The following is a 22,234-nucleotide window of genomic DNA, read 5'->3' as shown; positions in this document are numbered from 1 at the left end:
ATCTCACTAACAAAAGTATACTCCTCTTTATGAGACAACATTCGTTTTGACAGACTCTATTGGATATTTAACGAGATTGTACTTGCATTCCACTTCTTCGCCCTACTGTTATTTCTTCAATAATCGAGTTATGTTAACTGAATTCTCTATTTCAATTTACTTGTGATAATTATCTGTTATCACAAGTAGTTATTTGTTATACTGAATATGGATAAATGATGTAATACAATTATTAATTAATTGATTACACTTTAAATACGTATGTATATCAGTCATAATTGAATGTAATACGTAAATAATCGGTGTTTTACTTAGCAGATGAATAAAAAAGGTATCAAAAGAGGAAGCGTTGAACAGATAGACGGGAGAATGGACCATGAACGAAGAGGAATTGAATGAAATTGTAATTAGAGAAGAAGCAGCACTGGCATTTGCCGATAGCCGGGAGAAATTGCTCGCGGTACTGGAGAATGATCATTTGAACATGGAAGCACTGAGCGATCTCGAAATCTTCGAACTATTCTGGGCGACAGAGTTATTTCCGATTTATAGTCAAAAAAGCCCGCATACGAAGCGGGCGTACAAACAAGATCTCGATTATATTTTACGATTTTTTGTGACCAAAACGCAGGGCGTTAAACAACTGACGATCCTCAACTTACACGAGTACTTAAAAGATGTTCATGATCAGTACGCGCCACGGACCGTCAAGCGGCGCAATACCATGTTGCGGCGTTTCCTGCGCTTTCTACACGTTAATGATTATCACTCGCGTGATCTGTCAGTACAGGTGAAGGACCAGATGAAGCCGGAGCCGCTCCGCCGCGAGATCGACTTCGACGAAATGGAGGCGATTGCACTTGCCTTTCGCCACACGGTAAAGCAAAAAAAGAACCGCGAGCTGTTGCAGCTGCGGAATGAGACGATGGGCTATTTGTTGTTGACGACAGGAATGCGGGCTAGTGAATTACTAGCACTGCAGTTCAGCCAGGTTCAAGAGCATTCTTCTAGTAACTATATTGAATTTAAAGGAAAGCGTGAAAAGTGGCGACGCATTCCGTTATCCCAAAAATCAATCCATCTTATCGATCGATTAAAGCAATTAATGCAAATTGAAGGGTTAACGAATCCTTATATTTGTTTCAATATTAGGACTAATAATAATTCTATTTCTTATGAAGCATTGAGACTTATCGCTCAAGCTGCTTCCGCACAATTAACATTACAAAAAAATTCACCCCATTGGTTTCGCCGCTCTTTTATTACAAAGCTATTAGCGAATGGTATTCCTTTATATGAAGTCATGAATCTTTCGGGGCATGAGTCAATAACGACTACGAATACGTATCTTCAACAATTAAAAAAATCTAATTTAAATGTGCTACCTTATGATTAAGGGACTTTTTATATAAAACGTCAAATCTCCTTAATAATTAGACATTGATTAATATACGAGAAAATATAACATTTATCGGTCATTCTACTAAGTTTACTTGTATATTAGATTTTTATATAAAACGACCGTTTATAAGTATAGCTCGTTGGTAGTAGATACTCTTACTTTCTAAAGAACCATTAAATATGTCTTTACTCAATACTAACTGCGATAGTGTGGGAAAGCCATTGCAGATGTAATATATACACTTAAATACCTAAATATCAAAAGCCAGTGCCTAAAAGGCGCTGGCTCCGTTGAAAGAAAATGAACTTAATATAGTTTATGAGTTAGAAATATATAATCTGAAAGAGGACACAATCACACCTATTCACTTATTTAAAAGTCACTTTGTCCGATATAAGAAATTTTTAATTCATTTAATTTCAAAATCAAAAATTCTCTGCTATATTTCTCCTCAACTTCTCGAGTAATCAAAAAACTTAATTCTTCCTTAGCCCGTGTTAAAGCTACATATAAGTAATTTTTCATTTTATTATCAGGTGTATTTTTTCCAAGTAAATATGGAGCAAGATCTGTTGTTAAAATAAATAAGCATCTGTTCCCTTCCAATCCTTTTATACTATCGATAGAATTGACTTTAATACCTGTGACCTGAGTTTTATCGCGATTTAACTTTAATGCTTCACCGAGTTTTGCCATATCTCTTCTTGATAGCTTTAATTTAAATGCCGCCTCTATTTTACTAATGATATAGCTGTTGCTCTTTGAAGATAATGACCTCAAGCACCATTCTTTAGCCTTAAATACTGCTAAGTCAATTTTGTCTTGTTTAATGCTTGATTTTTTAATAATACATTTCAATTCATACAAAAGATTACTCTCTTCTGCTTGTAAGTCCTTACTATTCGTAATATATCTTGTGTTTTTTTTTAAAATATATACGTAATCAAAATTCTGATTTTGAATATAAGCGTCAATGATTAAATCTTTCTCAAATACAAACCCTAACTCCCCTACTATATCTTTTTGTGCCATTTGACATTGTTCACTAGAAATAAAGCTATTGGCTAGCTCTACATGGGCGTGAGGGCATCTATGATTCTCTTCTTTATACTGTACTTTATCCGGATGTTCAGCTATCAACACATTGAAAACACTTCTACCACGTAAATCCTGTTTCGGATCACCTACAAGAAATAGATTCAACTCATTCATATAAAAGGTATTTATTATTGTTTTTAGATGGATATCCATATCTTGTGCTTCATCAATAAAGATAGAGTCCAAATAATTCAAAACCATTGATAATATTCTTGTTCTCTTAACTTTAACTTGCTTTCTATCAGTTGTTTTCCCATTGATTATCCATTTCGCCACTTCTGTTACTTTATCTACGTGAATTTCTTGATTCTCTTTTAATTCTTTTATTTTTAAGTTTCTATAACGAGGTACATCTGAAAGTTTAATTAATGAAGCTTTAAGATATTGAGTTTCATACAACAGATGATGAAATGGAAAAATAAACTCTTGTATTAAGAAAGAATGGTAAGTTTCGATGTAAAGCTGCTTAGGTATCGATCCGTTTTTTTCAATCACTTTTTCTCTAATTCTGTCTCTAGCAGCATTCGTATATGTTACAACATATACAATTTTTTCTTTATTAATTTCTTTTAACCGTTGTAACACTACTTCTGCCATTGATGTTGTTTTTCCTGCACCAGCTCCTGCTACAACAATGTTCATGTTCTTTCTCCAGTAGCTAGAAAGTTTAATACACCGGCGATATGTTGTGGCAACTGTACTTCTTTTAATTCTTCTGAACCTATATCTTGGCAAAATCGTAGCATGACATTTGTTTTTGCTGTTCTCCACTTATTTGACAACAATTCTGATGTCTCTATCCCATCCCAATTAAGATTTTTTTCAAAATAGCTTTTCAAAATTTCAAAATTTCCTTCTTCTTCAACAAACTCCGTTTCCAAAGTATAGCTCTTAGTAGTTTTAATCCATATATTAGTATGTTCATTATATTTTTCATGATTCCTTTGTGCATTAGGTTGATCATCAAAGTCTCTTATAATTCCAAGTCTATTCGAAGAACCTTCATTTACTTTTAACCATAAATCAATCATTTTCGTGAATCCTTTATGTAGCGAAATTACATAAATATCATTTAATAAATCCTTTTGGTTGGTAAGATAGGACTTGATTAACAACTCTTCAGTGGGTCCTTCAACTAGCACACATTTTCTAGAAAATAAAAACTTCAAAAAATCTAGGTTCGGCTTTTTCGCCAAATAGTCTAAGTCAGCGTGTTCCATACATGACATCAAAGAAAATGCATTTCCTTCTGTCACTACTACTACATTTTTTAATTCCAGCTTGTTTAAAAATTCAGGACTATGAGTGGAGATAAACAGTTGAGTGTTTTTGACTTTATTAATTGTAGAGTTAATAAAACTTGAGAGCAGCTTTTCGTTACTGACACATAAATGTGCTTCTGGTTCTTCAATGGTTAAGAGATTTAAAATGTCATCATCATTGTTCTCTAAAGAATTCATCATAACCAAAAGGTAAACGAGGTTCCTATATCCTAAGCCTTGTGTATGAAGATATTCTTCACCATATCCTAGTCGAACATTATTTAATAACGAATGCATACTAGGCATATTTGGTAATAAAGTGATCTCTTCAAAAAAGGTTTTGGCATTTTCTATATCACTACTATCCTGCCAATTAAATATCCCATCTAGATTACTTATTCCTTTAAGATCTTCAAAAAACCGTTCGTATGACACTTCTACGTTTACTTTCTGCTGTTCGGTTAATTTATTGTTTAACAAATTTACCAATGCTTTTGATCCAAGTTGATTTTGCTTATTTGAGAAGTCATCTCTTTCCGCAGCTAATGCATTGTACTTAAATTGATTTAACTCATTAAAACCCACTGACGTCTTTGTAGTAGGGACTATAATCGAGTATGTATATAACTCCATTGGTAAAAGATTCATTTTTATCTTTTCAATTGTATCTTCATATTTTAATACTGTTTTAACATGTTCCAAGAGTTCTTTAGTTTTTTCAATTTGAAAAATGTATTGAATAGCATATTCTATATCTTCGCCTTCATTAATTGACAAAATCCACTTGTTTACATAGAATTCTTCACCAGCTTCAGGTTTCAAATGAATTTGCACTGAAACACTAGGTATGACCTCTGTAAATTTTTCAAGCTCAATTGTATTGTCCTTAATAAATTCTAAATTATCTTCTATAAATTCGAAGTAATTTTGTTTTGCCACATGATTAATATCATGCCAACCTAGTTTTTTAGATATACTTCCAACTTCACTGTTTAAAAAAGGCAAAGTAATGGCTTTGAGTAAATTACTTTTTCCGCTGTTGTTGTCTCCAATAAATATGACTAATCTATTTAAATCGACATCTATATCTTTAATGTTTCTATAATTTTTAACTTTAACTTTTGATATTTTCACGAGGTCACCTCTCCCTTTTATACCTTCATTTTACAGTATATTCATGCGGAATATTCCCAATGATTAATTTTCTCTATACTAATTAATGTATGCAAATTGAGAAGTTTCTTACGAACACATTGAACATATTTCCTAAAGTTATCTATCGGTCCTTACCTTTTAAATAGTGTTCAGCAATTTGGATTTTTATGACTAAATTTTATAGAGTGTTTCAGTTATTTTATAGAGGTAAAGATACTACGCTTTATAACCGTTCGTAAAAGTACACTATTACAAATTAAAAGGGAGAGAAGAGCTGTTTTTCCAGCGTCCCCTCTCCCTCTTTTTTATCCAAGCTTCTTCTGATAAATTATCATATGTAAACAAACAAAGCAGTCTCTTTTTTGAATCCCTCAATCAGAAATTTTAAATTTCGTTCACTCTTTTTCTCAATAGATTTCAGTAGATTTGGGATTAGTATGAAACATAATTAAGCTTAAGATTATGTGCGAAAAAGGTTGCATTTCTTAAACTCAACCTTTATATTTATATATGAACATATTATCATATATAAATATAGTTTAAACCAATTTGGAGGTGTCATGCAATAATGAAACATGATTTAGAAAAGGAAGAGGATTTCGCTGAGGGTGAACATCCGCTAGATGAGGAAACACTCTTTGTTGTGTCCCAAACATTCAAGGCATTGAGCGATCCGACCCGTATTCGCATCTTAAATCTACTCTGTTCAGCTGAACATTCTGTCAATGACTTGGCAGAGCAATTGGACTTGGGCCAATCCACTGTGTCGCATCAATTGCGCTTCTTGAAGCAACTGCGCCTGGTGAAATACAGAAGAGCCGGCACGACTTTGTATTATTCGAAAGACGACGATCATATCATGAACCTGTTGAAACAGGCGATTGAGCATGCAACGCATCATTAAAAAACGCTTTTCCACGCTAAAGCATGCACTGATTTATAAAGAGAAATTGAAGGAGGAATCGGAATGGCACATGATCACAGCCATGACCATACACACGGAGCAAATAAAAAAGTGCTGCTCATTTCATTTATTATCATCACCAGTTACATGATTGTCGAGGCCGCCGGGGGCTTCTTAACGAACAGCCTGGCACTTCTGGCTGATGCCGGACATATGCTGAGTGACTCCATTTCGCTCGCGATTGCCCTGATCGCGTTCAAGCTGGCTGAAAAAGCTGCAAATCACAGCAAAACCTTTGGATACAAACGTTTTGAAATCCTCGCCGCAACCATCAATGGCGCGACGCTGATTGGTGTAGCACTCTACATTTTTTACGAAGCCATCGGCCGATTCGCTAACCCGCCGGAAGTCGCCACGACCGGTATGCTCATCATCAGTGTATTCGGCTTATTGGTCAATATTCTGGTCGCTTGGATCATGGTGCGCGGCGGAGATACACATGATAACTTGAATATGCGGGGGGCGTACCTGCATGTATTAAGTGACATGCTGGGTTCTGTCGGCGCCATTGCGGCCGCCCTGCTCATAATGTTCTTCGGCTGGGGCTGGGCTGACCCCGCGGCCAGCGTCATCGTCGCAGCCCTTGTCCTGCGAAGCGGATATTTCGTCACTAAATCTTCTCTGCATGTGCTGATGGAAGGCACGCCACAGAATGTAAAGATTGAAGATATCATTCAAACCATCAAAGAGACCAAAGGTGTTCACGGCGTCCACGATTTACACATCTGGTCCATTACCAGCGGGCTGAATGCCTTGTCCTGCCACGTAGTAGTCGGCAACCATCTCACGCTTGCCGATAGTGAAAGCATGTTGCACAGCATCGAACATGACCTTGAGCATCAAGGCATCAACCACGTGACGATTCAGATGGAAACAGATGCTCACAAGCACAATGATTCCATTCTCTGCACAGTGAAAAGCGAACCGTCCCATGATCATCATCACCATTAATTTCTAAGAGTGAAAAAATGCCGATAATTTTGAAGCAAATCATCTTGGAAAAGAAAGCTCCTAAAAATAATTGGAAGAGGAACTGTCCGATTTAATCTGACAGTTCCTCTTCTTTTGGCTCAATCAAGTTTTTAACTTCTTAGTAAGGAGTAATCTACTCCATACTATATCGATGAAAAACATCATCGTTCTGCATGTCCCAATATCCCCTTACAATGTTTCCTCTTCATCCTTTAGTATAAAACTCTGTTTTCTTCTTCTTTATAGACTGCTTTTGCTTTATTATGTCTTACTAACCTAGATCGATTAATCTCTGCCTCTTCTTCATTGTATTCTGAATGCATGCTAATGTTAGCCATAAACAATTCACTTCATCTTTAAGATGGGCAATCTGAAAGGGAATATTCGACTTAACTCAGCAATAAGTCGGTTAAACAAGTTGGATCTCCATCAAATGTTGAAAAATTAATTTCTCCAGTCTTTCCTTCAGCTTCAATTTCAACCACGTAAGGTCGATTTCGAGGCAGCCACAGGTCGATGAACCCATTCGCTGGAGTCTTCATCATCTTATCTACATAAACTTTCCCTTCGTTGTCGGTAATGATTACCTTCATTTCCTTTTCTGCTAATTCACCTTGGCATCCTGTTAAGCTATGAATTTCACAAGGGTGCGTATATGTTTCATATGGGGCAATTGAGACAAAGAACTCTTCTGCCGGCAACGGATAGACCGATTTATCTCCCTTGTCTTCAACTGTTACTTGTTGGTCATCAATTGAAGCTGCACTAACTTCGTCACTTCCACTCAAGTCAGCCACCAACTCCTTTACTTCTACTTGGGCCGATGAAGGTTCGTCATTGCAGCCCCCTAGTAAGCCAAGTAAAGCTAACATGAGTACAAAAAATGGGATTTTCATATTATCTCTCCTCTTCTCCCTACTATAGCAAAGTCGATTCTTCTATCAAGTGCTGAATTCTTACGACTTTAGGGACTCCTGCACTCTTGCTAAATAAATCCATGTATTTTATATAGAAGATCACTAAGTCGGCAGGAATTGAAGCCGCACAATCGTTTCCTAAACTCTTCGATTGGCAAAGAAGCGTTTATATAATATTTAATTACATGGTCAATAGACTTTAATTTGTCCCATCATTCCATTGTCTTCGTGTTCAAGAATATGACAATGAAACATATAAACTCCTTCATATTCAAACTTGATTGCAATTTCCACCTTTTCACCAGGCGCGATTGAAAGCGTATCTTTCCAGCCTTGTTCGTTTTCGGACGGACTTTCCCCGTCTCTTGAAATGATTTTAAATTGGGTTCCGTGAACATGGAATGGATGAATCATACCTCCCATTTCATCTGGTTTGTTGTAAATCTCCCAAACCTCTGTCACTCCCTTTTCTTGCTTTAAATCGATTCGCTCGGCATCAAATTTCTTTCCATTGATTGTGACATTCTCCATCATACCGAACAACTCGATTTTTTTAGTCACGGGTAGTGCCATTTCTTCATCAGTGATTTCAAAGTCATTCATTTTTTCAGGAATTTCTCTCGAAGATGTTGTTGGTTCTGACACTTGGAAATCGAGAATATTGATACCTTCTTCATTAATCAGCGCGATTTCATTTTCTTCTATCTTCGAAAAATCAACAATAATCTCCGCCCTTTCTGAAGGGGTCAAAGTCAGCTCATTCGTTTTCACAGGCGCATTTAATAAACCGCCATCCGTTCCAATCTGAACGAAAGAATCTCCGTTGCTCAGTTTGAATGTAAAATTGCGGGCGTTTGATCCGTTCAACAGTCGCAGCCTTACTTTCTCTTTTGCTACTGTCAGTTTCGGATCTACAGTGCCGTTTATAAGTACTGTATCGCCCACTGTACCGTCTGAGTTTTTTGCAGCTTGGTAATCTAGGCGCTTCTCTTCGAACATTCTGTCTTGAATAACTAGAGGAATATCATTAATGCCATATTGATCAGGTAACTGCAGTTCACTCAATTGATCATCTTCGATATAAATCAAGCCTGCTAGACCACTATAGACTTGTTCTGCCGTCTTCCCTTCAGGATGTGGATGAAACCATAAAGTAGCTGCATCCTGCTTAACTTCAAAGGAAATAATGCGTTCTTCCCCGGGTTTTAATTTATTATGGGGACCTCCATCTACATCCCCGGGTATCTCAAGACCATGCCAATGAAAAGTCGTGTCTTCACCGAGTTCATTGATCAATCGAATTGTTACCTTTTCACCGGATTTGAACTTGAGCATAGGACCCAATAATGAGCCATTGTATCCTAAGGTATCAGAGCTGATGCCTTTATAAAATTCCGTTTTACCCTTTTGGGCACGAATTGTATAAGCCGTCTCTTTATCACTTTCACTCTTTAAGGCGACTGGAATGGAAATTTCATTCTCTCCCTTTGAATCTTTCAATTTTTTTAATTCACCATGTTTCATTTCATTATCCATCTCATCCATATTGCTATGGTCTTCCATATTCATATCTATTTCATTGTCCATCTCGTCCATATTGCTATGGTCTTCCATGTTCATATCTGAATGATTCATGGTATTTGAGTCGGAGCAAGCGATAAGTGTTCCAATTACCATGAGAAGTAATAATAATACAACTAAATATTTCTTCATATTCTGTTGACCTCCTGTTTTAATAGTCATTTACGCATCTGGATTTTTCATGTTTGGTCTGTGGGTGACAGGGACTTTGGGGTTCTGATTTTACAACAATCCAACGGTCTTTACTAAACTGGAAACAGAGAACGATTGCCTTAAAAACAATATCGAGTCCGATTGCAATCCATACACCTGCTATGCCCATCTCAAGCTGGATAGCCAGCAAGTAGACGGCTCCTGTTCGGATAACCCACATTCCCACCGTTGTCAGATACATTGGGAATTTTGTATTGTTCGCTCCTTGAAATCCTCCTGTAAGGACAAGGACGACAGCTAAAAACGGTTGGAAGATGGCCGCAATTTTTAGTGCAATATCAATATCGTTGATCACCTGTTGATCATCAGTAAAGAGCGACCCTGCCCATCCTCCGAAGAAGAAAAGCAAAATACCGAAGAGTGACATGAAACCCATTGCCAAGTAAGTACTTAATTTTGCATATTCTTTTGCACTTTCATAATCACCAGCGCCCATGTTTCGCCCAACGAGAATCGTGGCAGCAGTTGCAAACCCATAAGCAAGCATGTATGAGAATATTTCAAGATTTCCTGCTATTTGGTGTGCGGCAAATGTATTAGTTCCAAGGACGACAATGAACCCAAAATAAACGATCTGTCCAGCTCTCATTACCAGTCTTTCAACAGCCGCTGGGCTACCTAAGTTCATCAATTCTATTTGATGTTCCATATCAGGTTTCCAGAAATCTTTTCTAAACGCGATGACATCCGTTTTGCGGATGTAATTCACCAATAAAATAGTCCCAACAACGCGCGCAATAACGGTAGCAAGTGCGGCTCCGACGATTCCAAGCCCCGGAATCATCCAGAAACCAAAAATCATTAGATAATCAAGCACAATGTTGACAATATTGACAACAATACTGACTTTCATTGGAGACTTGGTATCGCCAGTACCGCGTAAGATACTGCTCAGTGTAAACATGAGGGCCATAACTACCGAAGGGATACCTACTATTTTGAAATAGAGACTGGCTGGCTGCAGTACTTCATTATCAATGCCCATCAATAGGAGAAGAGGCTTAGCAAAAAACAAAGTTACTATACCAAAGAGCACGCCTATCAGTACAGACAAGATAATTGCTTGTTGTGCAATATGTCTTGCTCTTTCGATTTTTCCAGCCCCTAAATTATTTGCCACGTATACGTTTACCGCCACACCGATTGCCATAAATACTGCAAAGTAAATAGCTAAAATCGCGTTAGTGACCCCTACAGCTGAAACTTCAGCAAGGCCGATTCTTGAGACAAATAGCGTATCAACAAAACCAAGCAGTGTTTGAAAGAAGTTCTCGGCAACTGCTGGTAAAGCCAGGATGAAAATTAGTTTTATTTTAGTTCGTTTATCATCCGTATTTAATAACACCTCCCCCTTGTTCATTTGGGGTCCCTCCTTTCAGTGAATCCAATTATTTAAAAACGGCCCATATATGATATATGGGCCGCTGTTTTTACTCTGTTACATTTATCACAAACGGATAGACATATACATTTCCTTCAAACTTAAATTCACTCCATACTTTGTAGTGACCAGGCTGGTGAAAAATGGTTTCAAACACAGTATTGTCATCGAATGACGGGTGAACGTGTATAAACTGCTCTCCTTTTTCATCTAAAATTACAACATGTCCCAGGGCCCCTAAATAAGGTTCAGGTGTACTATCCTTCGTATCGTACGTGAATACTGTAGGATGGTGAGCTTTCAGTGAGTCGACAGATAGCTCTACTGTATGACCATCAATGGTTTTTCTGAATTCTGTGTCTACTTCAAGGGCTGGCAGCTCAGATGTGACTTGATGATGACCTACATGAAGATGAACAGGAGTGGCTTGATATGCCAATCCTTTTGGTTGGATGTCCACAAAAAGCTTATACATGCCTGATGCTAATTGAATATCATATTCAAATTTACCTTTGTCTGTTTGAACAGGATGGAGGTGTTTGTATTCACTCAAGTCCTCACTTACCACAATCAGATGCAAGTCTTTTTCATGACTGACTTCTAATTCGGGTGCTTTTTGATTTTTATCTTGTAACTCTATAAAGAGTTTTCCATTCTCATATGCAGCATTTACAAACACTTCGTTTTCGGTCGATTTTGAATGGTTGTGATGGTGTTCATGATTTTTCAATTTCAACATTCCTTTTTTTAGATTTTTGTTAATTAGACTTATCATTCAATGTGTTTTCATCTTATTCTCGATTAAATTTTGTCTCGATCTAAAAACGCTAAACCTGCTTATTTGCAGCAGGAACAACCTATTTCGTTCTTTGTATCAGCAACTTTATATCCAGTTTCTTGAATAGCCGCTTTAATTTCGTCCAAAGTAACTTGTTCTTCTTGAAAAGATACATCCACTTGGCCGTCAGAAAGTTTAACTTTTACAGTATCTACACCAGTGAGTTTTCCTACTTGACCTTCAATCTTATTTATACATGAACTACATGACATACCGACTACATTTAATGTTGTTTCTTTCATCGCTTATTCCTCCTAATCTTCATTACTATACCCTAGTATTGTATATTTCGTGCAAAAATTAAAATCTTCACCTCCTTAACTAATCAATCTGCAATCAGAGGTAATTGTTAACGGACAAAATTCTTTAACTAGGCAGTACTAGGCTTTATCAATCGAATTCAAGAGTTTAAGAATAACTTTTTTATTGGCCTCAAATCCAATGAAAGATTCGACTAGTTTCTTTTTGCCTAATATCCCTTTTTTATAAAATGCGAACAAAGGGACAATTCTATTCCCGGAGATTTCAATCATCTCCTGTTCAAGACTCAAATCCTTTGCAACATCTTTTCCGTGATAGGAAATTGCGTGGGACGCTAAATAGGTTTTAGCATCTTGGCAATCTGAACACGTGGGACGTGTATATAATACAAGTTCCAAATTGTTTGTCATGTCAAGCTCTCCTTTACTATGCTAACGAAGGTTTAAAACGTTTCAATCGCAGCGCATTTACTAAGACAGAAACAGAGCTTAGACTCATTGCAGCCCCCGCAAGCATTGGATTTAATAACGGTCCTCCCACCAAGTAGATAACACCCATTGCGAATGGAATCCCCACTACGTTATAAGCGAAAGCCCAGAAAAGATTTTGTTTAATGTTTCGAATTGTCGATTTACTCAATTCTACTGCGGTCGGTACATCCATCAAATCACTTCTCATCAGTACAATGTCTGCTGACTCGATAGCGACGTCTGTTCCCGATCCGATTGCAATTCCAATATCCGCTTGTGCTAAGGCAGGGGCATCGTTGATTCCGTCTCCAACCATCGCCACTTTCTTGCCTTCTGCTTGTAGTTTTTTCACTTCATTCGCTTTATCTTCCGGCAACACTTCACTGAGGACACGGTCAATTCCAACCTGTTTTGCAATTGCCATGGCTGTTCCTTTGTTGTCCCCCGTTATCATAGCTACCTCAATGCCCATTTTCTGAAGCTTTTCAATTGCTTTCCTGCTGTTTTCTTTCACTGTATCTGCCACAGCGATAATCCCAGCAATCTGATTATCGATTGCTACATACATAGGTGTCTTACCTTGTTGCGCCAGTTTATCAGATACTTCTTCCAGCGCAGTCAGAGAGATGTTCTGTTTCACCATCAGTTTCCGGTTCCCCGCAAGCAATGTCTTTCCATCAATCATGACTTCAATCCCGTGTCCAGGAATGGCTTCGAAATTACCGAGACTCATCATCTTCATTTTCTTCTCTTCCGCAGCCCTTACAATCGCTTCGCCTAGTGGATGCTCAGAACCTTTTTCAGCAGATGCTGTTAACTGGAGAAGGGTTTCTTCGCTGTTTCCATTGACAGTGATAATATCTGTGACTTTTGGCTTTCCTTCGGTAATCGTGCCTGTCTTGTCAAAAACGATGGTTTGAATTTTATGAGTGGTTTCCAGTGCTCCTCCACTCTTGATCAGTACACCGTTCTCAGCACCTTTTCCTGTTCCTACCATGATTGCAGTAGGAGTAGCAAGTCCCAATGCACATGGGCACGCAATCACAAGGACTGAGATGGTAATTGTCAATGCGAATAGTCCTGTTTGTCCACCGAAGTACCAAGCCAATCCCGAAAGTATGGCAATGACGATGACGATGGGTACGAAATAGCCGGAAATAATATCCGCTAATTTGGCAATTGGAGCCCTTGAACCTTGTGCATCTTCGACTAATTTAATGATTTGCGATAATGCAGTGTCCTTCCCTACTTTTGTCGCACGGTATTGAATAGTTCCATTCTTATTGAAACTTGCTCCGATGATATTTGACCCTACATTTTTTTCAACCGGAATACTTTCCCCGGTCAACATCGATTCATCAACAGAAGTGAGACCTTGAACGACAACTCCATCTACAGGAATCTTTTCTCCTGGTTTTACAATAATCGTATCACCAACGACTACTTCATCTATAGAGATTTCAACTTCTTGTCCGCTTCGAATGACTCTTGCCGTTTTTGGGGCTAAGCCCATAAGCTTTTCAATAGCTTCTGAAGTTTTCCCCATTGAGCTAACTTCCAGATACTTACCTAATGTGATTAGCGTCAATATGACCGCAGCTGACTCATAATAAAGATTATTCACATATCCGCTAGAGCCCATCGAGATAGCGACTGTAGCACCTAAACTATAAAGGAACGCAGCACTAGTTCCCAAAGCCACTAAGGAATCCATGTTCGGATGTCCTCTAAATAATGTTTTAAATCCGACAGAGTAGAACTTCCATCCGAATAGTATGACTGGAATGGTTAGAATCAATTGCAACAGAGAAAACGTCAGCGGATTCATCATCGGGTCTATAAACATTGGCAAGGGCAGGTTTATCATATGCCCCATTGAAATGTACAACAACGGTACTGTGAAGATTGCCGATCCAATGAAACGGTTCCACATCGATCGGACTTTTTTCAACTTCTTCTCTTTTTCGGATTCTTGGCTGTCGGCCGGTCCACTGTCTTCTTTTGCTTCATACCCAGCGTTGGCTACTGCCTGTGTAATATCAGAGACAGTTACAAGAACGGGGTCATATTTGACCACCAGCTTTTCTGTCGCTAAATTCACATTCGACTCCAGTACACCTGCTAGCTTCCTTGTAGCTTTCTCTATTGTCTGTACACACGATGCACAAGTCATACCAGTGACTGCAAATGTTTTCTGTTCCGTGTCTGTAGAAGCTTTGTAACCTACTTTTTCAACTGTGTTCTGAATATCTTGGGGCGAAACCATGTTTTCATCGTAGCTGATTGTCAACCTGTTGGTTGCAAGATTAACTGTTGACTCGACAATTCCTGGCAACTTCTTAGTCGCCTTTTCGATCGTCTGTACACACGATGCACAAGTCATGCCTTCCACTGCAAATGTCTTACTTTCCATTTCCACAAACCTCCATCCTATTTGGCTGATTCAAGCTCATAGCCAGCATCCTCCACAGCTTTTGAAAAATCATCATAATTTCGTATCGCTTCATCATATTTCACTTTAGCAGTACCTTTTTGCAAATTGACCTTTGCACTCTTGACCCCTTCAAGATTTTGAAGTGCCCCCTCAATCTTATTAACACAGTGAGCGCAGGTCATCCCTTTAATAGTTAAAATGGTTTTTTTCATTACTTACACCTCCCGTTTCCAGTTTATTTATGAACAATGTTGCGTTGAACAATAATGATCTTGACACTTACATTGTCCAGGTACACAGTTGCATGGAATATCTTCCACTGCTTCAGATTCTTTCTGGAGTAAGATTTCCTTAAGATTTTCAATGTCGCGGACACTCAATGTGGCCTGCGCAATCATATTTCCAATTGTATTTCCAACATCTCTATTGCAGATATGATCAAGTAAATTGTAAAAAGTTTCTCTAATCATGTCCCCTTCTTCGACGGCAGCGGAATAGATAAATTTTTTACCTTCGGCTTCAGTAGTTAGCATTCCTTTCTTTACTAGTCTTCCGATGAAGGTCTTGGTCGTAGCGGGCTTCCAACTTTTTTTCTTTTCAAGGACGTCAATAATATATTTACTAGTCGCATTGTCCTGTGCCCAGACTACTCGCATTACTTCCCACTCGGCATCTGTGATATTTGTTTCTATTTGTTCGTTCATTCCAATACACCTCCTTAAGTTGTAATTTGCAAAACCATAAAGTTGTGATGAAAGGCGGTAACCGGATTTGAACCGATGATCGAGGTGTTGCAGACCTCTGCCTTACCCCTTGGCTATACCGCCATATATATTATGTTCACAAATGTAATCTTAAATATAGTTTACATTTGTAAACATGTTTTGTCAACCATTATGTTTTCGCTGTCGTTACTTACAGATTTTTATGGATGAATTCCAAAATTGCCTTCTCAGAAGGTTCGGGCGCTGTCACTCTATCCACTTCTTTTCCTTTTTTTAATAAAATCAAAGTGGGTATACTCATAACTCCATAAGTTTGTTGAGCAAAATCTAAGTTACCATCTACATCAACATCGTAAAAAATAACCTCTCGATTTTCGTCAGCCCAATGCTCGATGACTGGAGCAAGCTGTTTGCACCCTGGACACCAGTCAGCAGTGAACTTCAATATCACTGGTTTCTCTTCATTTTTAATTTCTTCTAATTGAGCTATTTGAAAATTATTTATCATACTTTGTCACCTCCTGAAATTATCGTCTACAACTGTAGATAATAATAGGTTACAAACGTAAACGTTATTTGTCAACCTTTTTATATTTCCTTTCGAAAAAAATACATTAGAAAATTGGAGACCCATCTGTTTACATACAAGTAAACTAAATTATTTATTTTTCGTGGAGTCTCGGAAGTTAAGTTTAATTACAAAACAAATGGGAAGAAGAAGAAGAAGAAGAACTGAACCAATACATTAAAATGGAGGTTTTATACATGGCACATAAACAGTACCCAGAGTTAATTCAGGCTTTACATGATTGCGCAGCAGAATGTAATCATTGTTTTGACGCTTGTCTTCAAGAAGAAGACGTAAAAATGATGGTCGATTGCATCCGACTAAACCGTGAATGCGCGGAGATTTGCGCATCATTAGAACATGCGCTCACACGGAATTCTCCTTTTATTGCGGAGTTGGCTGCGGTTTGTGCAAAAATTTGTGAAGCATGTGGAGATGAATGCACGAAGCATGCTGAACACCATGAACACTGCAAACGCTGTGCGGAAGCTTGTCGCAAATGCGCAGAAGCTTGCCGAAGCATCGCATAATTTCACGAAAAAACCCACCGGAAACCTATTTCCGGTGGGTTTTTTCTTTTCTCAAGCGTTATTCTGTTTCATTAATCCATTTGTAGCCGATGCCCCAAACGGTAAGGAAATGGTCATCGATGGGAAATCCAGACTGCCGGATCTTTTCGCGCATATTCCGCACGTGCGAATCGATTGTCCGTCCTTCCGTTTCCGAATCGAATCCCCAGACCAATTGGATCAGCTGGTCCCTGCTGAAAACTTTGCTTGGATTTTGCAACAGTTGACCCAGCATGAGGAACTCTTTCGGTGTCAGCTTGATGAATTGCTTTTGATAGCTGAGTTCGAACCGGTCTTCGTCCCAAAAGAGGCCCTTCACTTCAATGCTTTTTTTAGGCGCAATGGGGCGAATTAATGGGTGATGAAGGCATAACAACGGCTATTCTAGATCGTTTACTTCATCGAGTAGAAGTCATTCAACTTTCAGGTGATAGTTATCGAATCAAACACCGCAGCACAATCTTCAGTGGAGAAAGTGTTCAAAATTAATTAGCAAAAGTGTTCAATTCTACTTGACGGTTACACCTTATCCGAATTCATATACTAACTCTATTCTTAGAAGGTTTTGGTTTTGATTTTGAGTTAGCTTTTATAGATGGTTTTGATTTAGGATTTTCTATTTCCCAATTCGGATGATTGCTTTGCGCCCATTTTACCGATACTTTTCCATTCTTTAATACTCTCCAAGTGCCTTTATTGGCCCATAAAGAAAGATATATATGACCAACTACAAGAATAGTTGCCAATGTTGCCGTGCCAGCATGTATGATTAAAATTGTACCATCCGCTTCAGTTTCAGTTATTCTGCTAATGAATAGGTTTATCCCTGTAGCCAAAAGAAATATAGGTAGTAAAATAGTTATCCAAAAGAATATTTTTTGCCCAGCGTTAAATTTTCCAGCAGGTAAAGAGAGCGACTGCTTGGTTAAATAACCTCCTAAATGCTGGAGCCACGATTTGTCATAAGGTTTAAACCAAAAAGACTTATGCCATAAGAAAAAAGTGATAACCGATGTTGTAAAAAATAGTATACCGCTAATGTTATGCATCATCCCTGCTGCAACTGTACCTTCAATAAATAAAAAGACTAGACCGCTAATTGCCGCGATCGTAAAGGTAAGCGCTCTAATATTATGAAGTGTTCTCTCAAAACGGGTAAATCTTTCGATGACATTGTTTGAATCGTCTAATTGAACACCTTTAGTCCCTCTCTTTATGTAATGAATAGCTAAGACTAGAACAGATAATATTAATAATGAAATAATAATGGCACCGCCAAAATTTTCATAAATGGTCAAAATACTTTCCTCACTTTCATTTTTCTTGCGAAGTAATTTGAAAAACGTTTCACAATTATTTAACTTATGAAAAAGGTCGTGCTAAAAATCAGCACGGCCCTTTTTCAAAATTAACTGCAGCATGAGCTACCATAGCTATCCTCTTTAGCCAATTCTTCCGTAACCTCATATCCTGAATCTTTAATAGCACCTTTAATTTCTACTAAATTAACTGTACTTTCATTAAATGTTACATCCACTTTTCCTTCAGAACGTAGAACGTGTACAGATTCAACTCCATTTAGCTTACCTACATTTCCCTCGATTTTATTAACGCAAGATCCACATGTCATTCCTTGTACATTAAGTGTTACTGTTTGCATTTAAATTCCTCCTAAAATTTGAATTCCTTAACACGAATTACCTAACCCGTGTAGGGTATATTATTCTTAAAAAAATTATCTAATGTTTGCTATAGCAGTTGTAAAATTTATACTCAGCAATCTTAATTGCGCCACCTCCTTAAATTAACACTTTACTTTAGGAAATAGGGTAAATAGAGTCTTTATTATCCTTGTCATCTACTTTGACTTAATTTCATATTTACGACAATACTAATTAAACCAACTTACCTTTCCGTCGCTTCAGGGAAATCCTTTTTGTAGCAATCGCAATACTTAACAAGATAAGTAACAAACCTATGATAGTCCCAATTGTTATAACCTCATTAAGGAATAACACTCCCCAAATTATACTAAAAACTGGGACTAGTAAGGTTACATTCGATGTATTTACAGGGCCAATTTCTTTCATAAGCTTAAAATAGATTAGATATCCTAAAGCTGTCGAAAGCAATGCCAACCCCATAACAGAATAAATTACTTCCAATGATGGCATCTGTGTTGGTAAATTAAACATGGCTACAGGGAAAAGTAGTATACCTGCCCCTAATTGCTGTCCAATTGCTAAATCAAGTGCTGTTACTTCTTGAAGCTTTTTGGATGCATAAACTCCACCAACACCATAGGAGATAGTTGCCAATATAATAAGCAAAGAAGATAAAATAACGTTATCATCTATTGAAACAGGTCTAAATCCTATTAAAATGGACACCCCAATAATTCCTAAAATAAATCCAACAATTTTTCTTTTTGTCAACGGTTCCTTAATCCAGATCCATGCAACCAATGCTGTAAATAATGGAGTTGTTGAATTAATAATGGCTGACATAGAAGCAGGCAAATAGATTCCAGCTGTTGAAATTAAAGTGAAAGGAATCGCTGCATTATATGTCCCTAATAGTAAGTATTCCTTCCAATACCTTCGTAGCTGAGGACGTTTTCCTATCAAAAGAGCATATATAATCAATGCCACAAAAGAAATGATCACTCTCAGATCCACTAATAAAAATGGGCCCAAAATTGGTGAGGCTATTCGAATAAAAAGAAATGATGCCCCCCATAGTCCACCTAAAATTAATAATAAGCCAAAATCTCTTTTCTTCATTATGCATACCTTCCTTATTAATCCATGGATAACTGTTAACATGTTGTTTTTAACTTTTCATCTATACGGAAATTTAATTGGAACCAAGCGTCCATGTTTTTCCCTTGGTTGCAATGATAATTTTATAAAGGTTTATTTCACAAGGATAACAAAGGGATAAGCATTCACTTGTTCTTCAAACTTAAATTCAGCCTTTTGCTTTACAACACCGTAGCCAAGTGCCGCGATTTTCTTTTCAAAATCTTCCTCACTTAGTTTGGATGAATCATATTTAATCGATGACTTTTCAATTGCTAAGTTAACGGTTGCCTGTTCGACACCCTCCATTTTATTTAGCCCTTTTTCAATACGTGTCGCATATGCGGCACAAGTCATTCCGGTAATTCCAATACTCGCTTCTTTAGAAGCTGTACTTTTTTCTATTGTACTCACGATTTTTCACCCATACCTTACCTATGTATGGTATATTTTTTTGAAAGTGAGAGAGTGCTACGATAGCACTCTTATTCTACCTCGTATCCTTGATCTTCAATCGTTTCTTTAATTTTATCAAGGGATACTTGCGTTTCATTAAATGTTACGTCGACTTGAGCATCATCTAAATTTACTTTGACATTGTTAACACCTTCTAATTGACCAACGCTTCCTTCGATTGAATTTACACAGTGTCCACATGACATACCTTGTACGTTTACTGTTATATTCTCCATGTTTTTCTTCTCCTGTGATTAAAGTATTGTTTACCATATACAGGATAGGGGTACATATAAATCGAAAAATTATTTTTTCATTAGCTTATGAATCGTCACAACTAATTCATCTAAAATTTCTTCATCACCTTCTGAAAGACGATCGACGACACAACCTTTTAAGTGACCTTCTAAAAGAATTTTTGCTACACTATTTAATGCCGCTTGTGTGGCTGAAAGTTGTGTAATCACATCATCACAATAAACATCTTTGTCAATCATCCCTTTGATGCCTCGAATTTGACCTTCGATACGATTTAATCGAGTGTTTAAATCCTTCTTTACACGTTCTGGATGGTGGCTTTTACGACAAGACGTACCTTCCTCTGTATGGCAAACTACTTCTTTTGCTGCGTTTTCCATCGTGTCAACCTCCTAACTTGATTTCATTCTACCATACCCTAGTTAGGTATTTAAAGTGATGTGCAACATTTTCTTTACAAGTATAGCTAAAACCTTTTTGACGGTTTAAAAAGTTGCTGCATTGAATATTAGATATGAAAGAAATAACTATTTACTATACTGATGGCGAATATCGACTAGTTTATCAAGTAAGAGTTCTTTTTTGTTTTCATTAAAGATTTTAATATTCTCTGTTTTAATTTGAAATTCTCCACCAACAATTTTATTGCTTCGACAACTAACCTGGGTAAAAATAGGTGTTAAGGTATTTACCCATGCCAATTCTTTCATTATTTCGGATTTAATATCTGCTTCGACTGCCATTTCGGGAAGTACTTTAATTCCCACCCCCGCGATGACACGAGCCTATGATACAATCGCCTATGCCTTGACCTATACACCGACCACTGACGGCGAACCGGTGGAAAACCACAAATGGGTCATCCACGAAGAACTTGAAAATCCGGGAGATGAATCGTTGAAACAAGGCGATGAAGCAACACTAGCTGCTGCTCATATGGAGGGAATGGACGGTGCAACGGCTACGATTGATTCAGCCGAGGAAACAACCGTCTATAATGTAGATTTCACATCTACGACTGGTGGGGAACCGGTGACGAATCACAAGTGGGTGACCGAAGAGGAATTAACAGCGAACTGAACCGATTGAAGTAGTAACCACTTCAAAAAGGAAGACCAAACAGCGAAAACATTTCGCTTTTGGCCTTCCTTTTTTCGAGAAATAAATTTTCCTCCTTATCAGTCTTCTTCCGATAAACTTATGATATGTAAAGTTATTGTATGTTAACATTTCACCTCTTCACTTTTCAACCTGTGATGTTTATTCGTTTAAATTTCAGCTATTTCCTTGAAACCAATCGTTATAGAATCCGTAAATTATGTTATCTATTTGGAAATGAGGAATTAGAAAATGAGCATTCAAGGGATAATAGCATTAGTGATTTCGATAGGCGGTATAGGGTTTGCTGGTTTTTCCCTTCTGTCCAAAACAGCTTTTGAAGAAGTTTTTATGACAACAGAGCAAAAAATAAAACAGCGATTGTTCGGCTTACTTGCGGCTGTGCTTTATTTTACGGTTCTGTTTCCTTTTTTGTATGTCGCATGGGGAATCGTCGTGAATGATTTGGAGCTTGCGTCGATCAATTGGGAACTGGCGACAGGCATTGCTGTCAACACACTGGTGATCAGTGCCGCCATATTGGGCATCGGCATGAAAAAGGTAGGGAATTTCATCACCAAAGAGAAAACCATGTACAAAGTGAATATCGAGGGCTTGGGCGAGCTGTACCTAGTCAAGATGCTAGACCGAGAGACATGCATTTTTTCTTCAGACGCGCATCTGGACTTAGACGATCTGAGTGAAGAGACTTTTTTAGTCAAAATGGACGATTTAATGAAGTTGCCCATATTAAAAGAGGTGGTCCCTGTGTCGACTCGCAGCATTTACCAGAAACTTTTCAACTGATTAA

At 37.7% G+C, this 22,234-nt stretch carries 23 protein-coding genes, 1 tRNA gene and 4 pseudogenes; 7 read left to right on the top strand and 21 right to left on the bottom strand.

Going from position 1 to position 22,234, the window contains the following annotated elements:
* Nucleotides 1-376 precede the first annotated feature (376 nt).
* Nucleotides 377-1,396: a tyrosine-type recombinase/integrase gene (locus KNQ03_RS15590; RefSeq protein WP_053451930.1), complete on the top strand. Its 1,020-nt coding sequence runs from the start codon at nucleotides 377-379 to the stop codon at nucleotides 1,394-1,396.
* Between the two features lie 378 nt (nucleotides 1,397-1,774).
* Here KNQ03_RS15590 and KNQ03_RS15585 read toward each other — a convergent pair whose 3' ends face one another.
* Nucleotides 1,775-3,142 (bottom strand): UvrD-helicase domain-containing protein, encoded by a 1,368-nt coding sequence (locus KNQ03_RS15585; RefSeq protein WP_214725487.1) that lies wholly within the window; start codon nucleotides 3,140-3,142, stop codon nucleotides 1,775-1,777.
* Nucleotides 3,139-4,896: an ATP-dependent nuclease gene (locus KNQ03_RS15580; protein ID WP_214725485.1), complete on the bottom strand. Its 1,758-nt coding sequence runs from the start codon at nucleotides 4,894-4,896 to the stop codon at nucleotides 3,139-3,141. Before KNQ03_RS15580 ends, KNQ03_RS15585 begins: the two co-directional genes overlap by 4 nt.
* A gap of 589 nt (nucleotides 4,897-5,485) precedes the next feature.
* On the opposite strand from KNQ03_RS15580, the gene KNQ03_RS15575 reads away from it, so the two are divergent.
* Together KNQ03_RS15575 and KNQ03_RS15570 are read left to right on the top strand one after the other, a co-directional pair.
* Nucleotides 5,486-5,821, top strand: coding sequence for an ArsR/SmtB family transcription factor (locus KNQ03_RS15575; protein WP_094942600.1), 336 nt, complete (start codon nucleotides 5,486-5,488; stop codon nucleotides 5,819-5,821).
* Nucleotides 5,822-5,884: 63 nt separating this feature from the next.
* Nucleotides 5,885-6,832 (top strand): cation diffusion facilitator family transporter, encoded by a 948-nt coding sequence (locus KNQ03_RS15570; RefSeq protein ID WP_094942601.1) that lies wholly within the window; start codon nucleotides 5,885-5,887, stop codon nucleotides 6,830-6,832.
* Between the two features lie 410 nt (nucleotides 6,833-7,242).
* On the opposite strand, the gene KNQ03_RS15565 is transcribed toward KNQ03_RS15570, so the two are convergent.
* The 11 genes from KNQ03_RS15565 to KNQ03_RS15515 form a co-directional block, all read right to left on the bottom strand.
* The gene (locus tag KNQ03_RS15565; RefSeq protein WP_214725483.1) at nucleotides 7,243-7,749 is read right to left on the bottom strand and encodes a CueP family metal-binding protein; all 507 of its coding nucleotides are present in this window, start codon (nucleotides 7,747-7,749) and stop codon (nucleotides 7,243-7,245) included.
* A gap of 210 nt (nucleotides 7,750-7,959) precedes the next feature.
* Nucleotides 7,960-9,483, bottom strand: coding sequence for a multicopper oxidase family protein (locus KNQ03_RS15560; protein ID WP_214725481.1), 1,524 nt, complete (start codon nucleotides 9,481-9,483; stop codon nucleotides 7,960-7,962).
* 19 nt (nucleotides 9,484-9,502) lie between these two features.
* Nucleotides 9,503-10,924, bottom strand: a complete 1,422-nt coding sequence (locus tag KNQ03_RS15555) for an MATE family efflux transporter (RefSeq protein ID WP_214725479.1) — start codon at nucleotides 10,922-10,924, stop codon at nucleotides 9,503-9,505.
* Between the two features lie 70 nt (nucleotides 10,925-10,994).
* Nucleotides 10,995-11,684 (bottom strand): hypothetical protein, encoded by a 690-nt coding sequence (locus KNQ03_RS15550; RefSeq protein ID WP_094942630.1) that lies wholly within the window; start codon nucleotides 11,682-11,684, stop codon nucleotides 10,995-10,997.
* A 98-nt stretch (nucleotides 11,685-11,782) separates the two neighbouring features.
* Entirely contained in the window at nucleotides 11,783-12,025 is a 243-nt protein-coding gene (locus KNQ03_RS15545; protein WP_211656279.1) for a heavy-metal-associated domain-containing protein, read from the bottom strand.
* Between the two features lie 138 nt (nucleotides 12,026-12,163).
* The gene (locus KNQ03_RS15540) at nucleotides 12,164-12,454 is read right to left on the bottom strand and encodes a glutaredoxin family protein (protein ID WP_094942608.1); all 291 of its coding nucleotides are present in this window, start codon (nucleotides 12,452-12,454) and stop codon (nucleotides 12,164-12,166) included.
* Nucleotides 12,455-12,470: 16 nt separating this feature from the next.
* Nucleotides 12,471-14,927, bottom strand: a complete 2,457-nt coding sequence (locus tag KNQ03_RS15535; protein ID WP_214725478.1) for a heavy metal translocating P-type ATPase — start codon at nucleotides 14,925-14,927, stop codon at nucleotides 12,471-12,473.
* A 17-nt stretch (nucleotides 14,928-14,944) separates the two neighbouring features.
* On the bottom strand, nucleotides 14,945-15,160 hold the full coding sequence (locus KNQ03_RS15530; protein WP_094942611.1) for a heavy-metal-associated domain-containing protein: 216 nt from the start codon (nucleotides 15,158-15,160) through the stop codon (nucleotides 14,945-14,947).
* A 27-nt stretch (nucleotides 15,161-15,187) separates the two neighbouring features.
* Nucleotides 15,188-15,652 (bottom strand): CopY/TcrY family copper transport repressor, encoded by a 465-nt coding sequence (locus KNQ03_RS15525; RefSeq protein WP_214725476.1) that lies wholly within the window; start codon nucleotides 15,650-15,652, stop codon nucleotides 15,188-15,190.
* A 52-nt stretch (nucleotides 15,653-15,704) separates the two neighbouring features.
* Nucleotides 15,705-15,775: transfer RNA gene (locus tag KNQ03_RS15520), tRNA-Cys, on the bottom strand.
* An 88-nt stretch (nucleotides 15,776-15,863) separates the two neighbouring features.
* Nucleotides 15,864-16,181: a thioredoxin family protein gene (locus KNQ03_RS15515; protein WP_214725475.1), complete on the bottom strand. Its 318-nt coding sequence runs from the start codon at nucleotides 16,179-16,181 to the stop codon at nucleotides 15,864-15,866.
* A gap of 257 nt (nucleotides 16,182-16,438) precedes the next feature.
* On the opposite strand from KNQ03_RS15515, the gene KNQ03_RS15510 reads away from it, so the two are divergent.
* Complete coding sequence (locus tag KNQ03_RS15510) at nucleotides 16,439-16,771, top strand: four-helix bundle copper-binding protein (protein WP_214725473.1); 333 nt, start codon at nucleotides 16,439-16,441, stop codon at nucleotides 16,769-16,771.
* Nucleotides 16,772-16,829: 58 nt separating this feature from the next.
* Here the strand turns inward: KNQ03_RS15510 and KNQ03_RS15505 are convergent.
* Nucleotides 16,830-17,165 (bottom strand): annotated as a pseudogene (locus KNQ03_RS15505) (winged helix-turn-helix domain-containing protein); the annotation flags it as partial.
* On the opposite strand from KNQ03_RS15505, the pseudogene KNQ03_RS15500 reads away from it, so the two are divergent.
* Nucleotides 17,150-17,299: pseudogene (locus tag KNQ03_RS15500) on the top strand (ATP-binding protein); the annotation flags it as partial. The pseudogenes KNQ03_RS15505 and KNQ03_RS15500 sit on opposite strands and share 16 nt — an antisense overlap.
* Nucleotides 17,300-17,346: 47 nt before the next feature.
* Here KNQ03_RS15500 and KNQ03_RS15495 read toward each other — a convergent pair.
* The 7 genes and pseudogenes from KNQ03_RS15495 to KNQ03_RS15465 all read right to left on the bottom strand — a co-directional run bounded on the left by KNQ03_RS15495 (nucleotide 17,347) and on the right by KNQ03_RS15465 (nucleotide 21,068).
* Nucleotides 17,347-18,108 carry a formate dehydrogenase subunit gamma gene (locus KNQ03_RS15495; protein WP_214725469.1) on the bottom strand — a complete coding sequence of 254 codons (762 nt, stop codon included), beginning with the start codon at nucleotides 18,106-18,108 and terminating at the stop codon, nucleotides 17,347-17,349.
* Nucleotides 18,109-18,218: 110 nt separating this feature from the next.
* Nucleotides 18,219-18,470, bottom strand: a complete 252-nt coding sequence (locus KNQ03_RS15490) for a copper ion binding protein (RefSeq protein ID WP_214725467.1) — start codon at nucleotides 18,468-18,470, stop codon at nucleotides 18,219-18,221.
* 235 nt (nucleotides 18,471-18,705) lie between these two features.
* Entirely contained in the window at nucleotides 18,706-19,593 is an 888-nt protein-coding gene (locus KNQ03_RS15485) for a DMT family transporter (protein ID WP_214725466.1), read from the bottom strand.
* A 186-nt stretch (nucleotides 19,594-19,779) separates the two neighbouring features.
* Nucleotides 19,780-19,968 (bottom strand): annotated as a pseudogene (locus KNQ03_RS15480) (cation transporter); the annotation flags it as partial.
* 128 nt (nucleotides 19,969-20,096) lie between these two features.
* The gene (gene copZ / locus KNQ03_RS15475) at nucleotides 20,097-20,303 is read right to left on the bottom strand and encodes a copper chaperone CopZ (RefSeq protein ID WP_214725464.1); all 207 of its coding nucleotides are present in this window, start codon (nucleotides 20,301-20,303) and stop codon (nucleotides 20,097-20,099) included.
* Nucleotides 20,304-20,372: 69 nt separating this feature from the next.
* A complete protein-coding gene (locus KNQ03_RS15470) occupies nucleotides 20,373-20,705 on the bottom strand; it encodes a metal-sensitive transcriptional regulator (RefSeq protein WP_214725462.1) in 333 nt (110 codons plus the stop codon).
* A 147-nt stretch (nucleotides 20,706-20,852) separates the two neighbouring features.
* Nucleotides 20,853-21,068, bottom strand: a complete 216-nt coding sequence (locus tag KNQ03_RS15465) for a hypothetical protein (RefSeq protein ID WP_214725460.1) — start codon at nucleotides 21,066-21,068, stop codon at nucleotides 20,853-20,855.
* Nucleotides 21,069-21,108: 40 nt separating this feature from the next.
* Here KNQ03_RS15465 and KNQ03_RS15460 point away from each other — a divergent pair.
* Nucleotides 21,109-21,405, top strand: a pseudogene (locus KNQ03_RS15460) (YdhK family protein); the annotation flags it as partial.
* A gap of 270 nt (nucleotides 21,406-21,675) precedes the next feature.
* A complete protein-coding gene (locus KNQ03_RS15455) occupies nucleotides 21,676-22,230 on the top strand; it encodes a hypothetical protein (RefSeq protein ID WP_214725457.1) in 555 nt (184 codons plus the stop codon).
* The last annotated feature ends 4 nt before the right edge of the window (nucleotides 22,231-22,234 follow it).

The organism is Exiguobacterium sp. s143 (assembly GCF_018618895.1).
Taxonomy (GTDB): domain Bacteria; phylum Bacillota; class Bacilli; order Exiguobacteriales; family Exiguobacteriaceae; genus Exiguobacterium_A; species Exiguobacterium_A abrahamii.
Note: the sequence above shows the minus strand (reverse complement) of the source record. Positions and strands in the feature narration are given on the sequence as shown.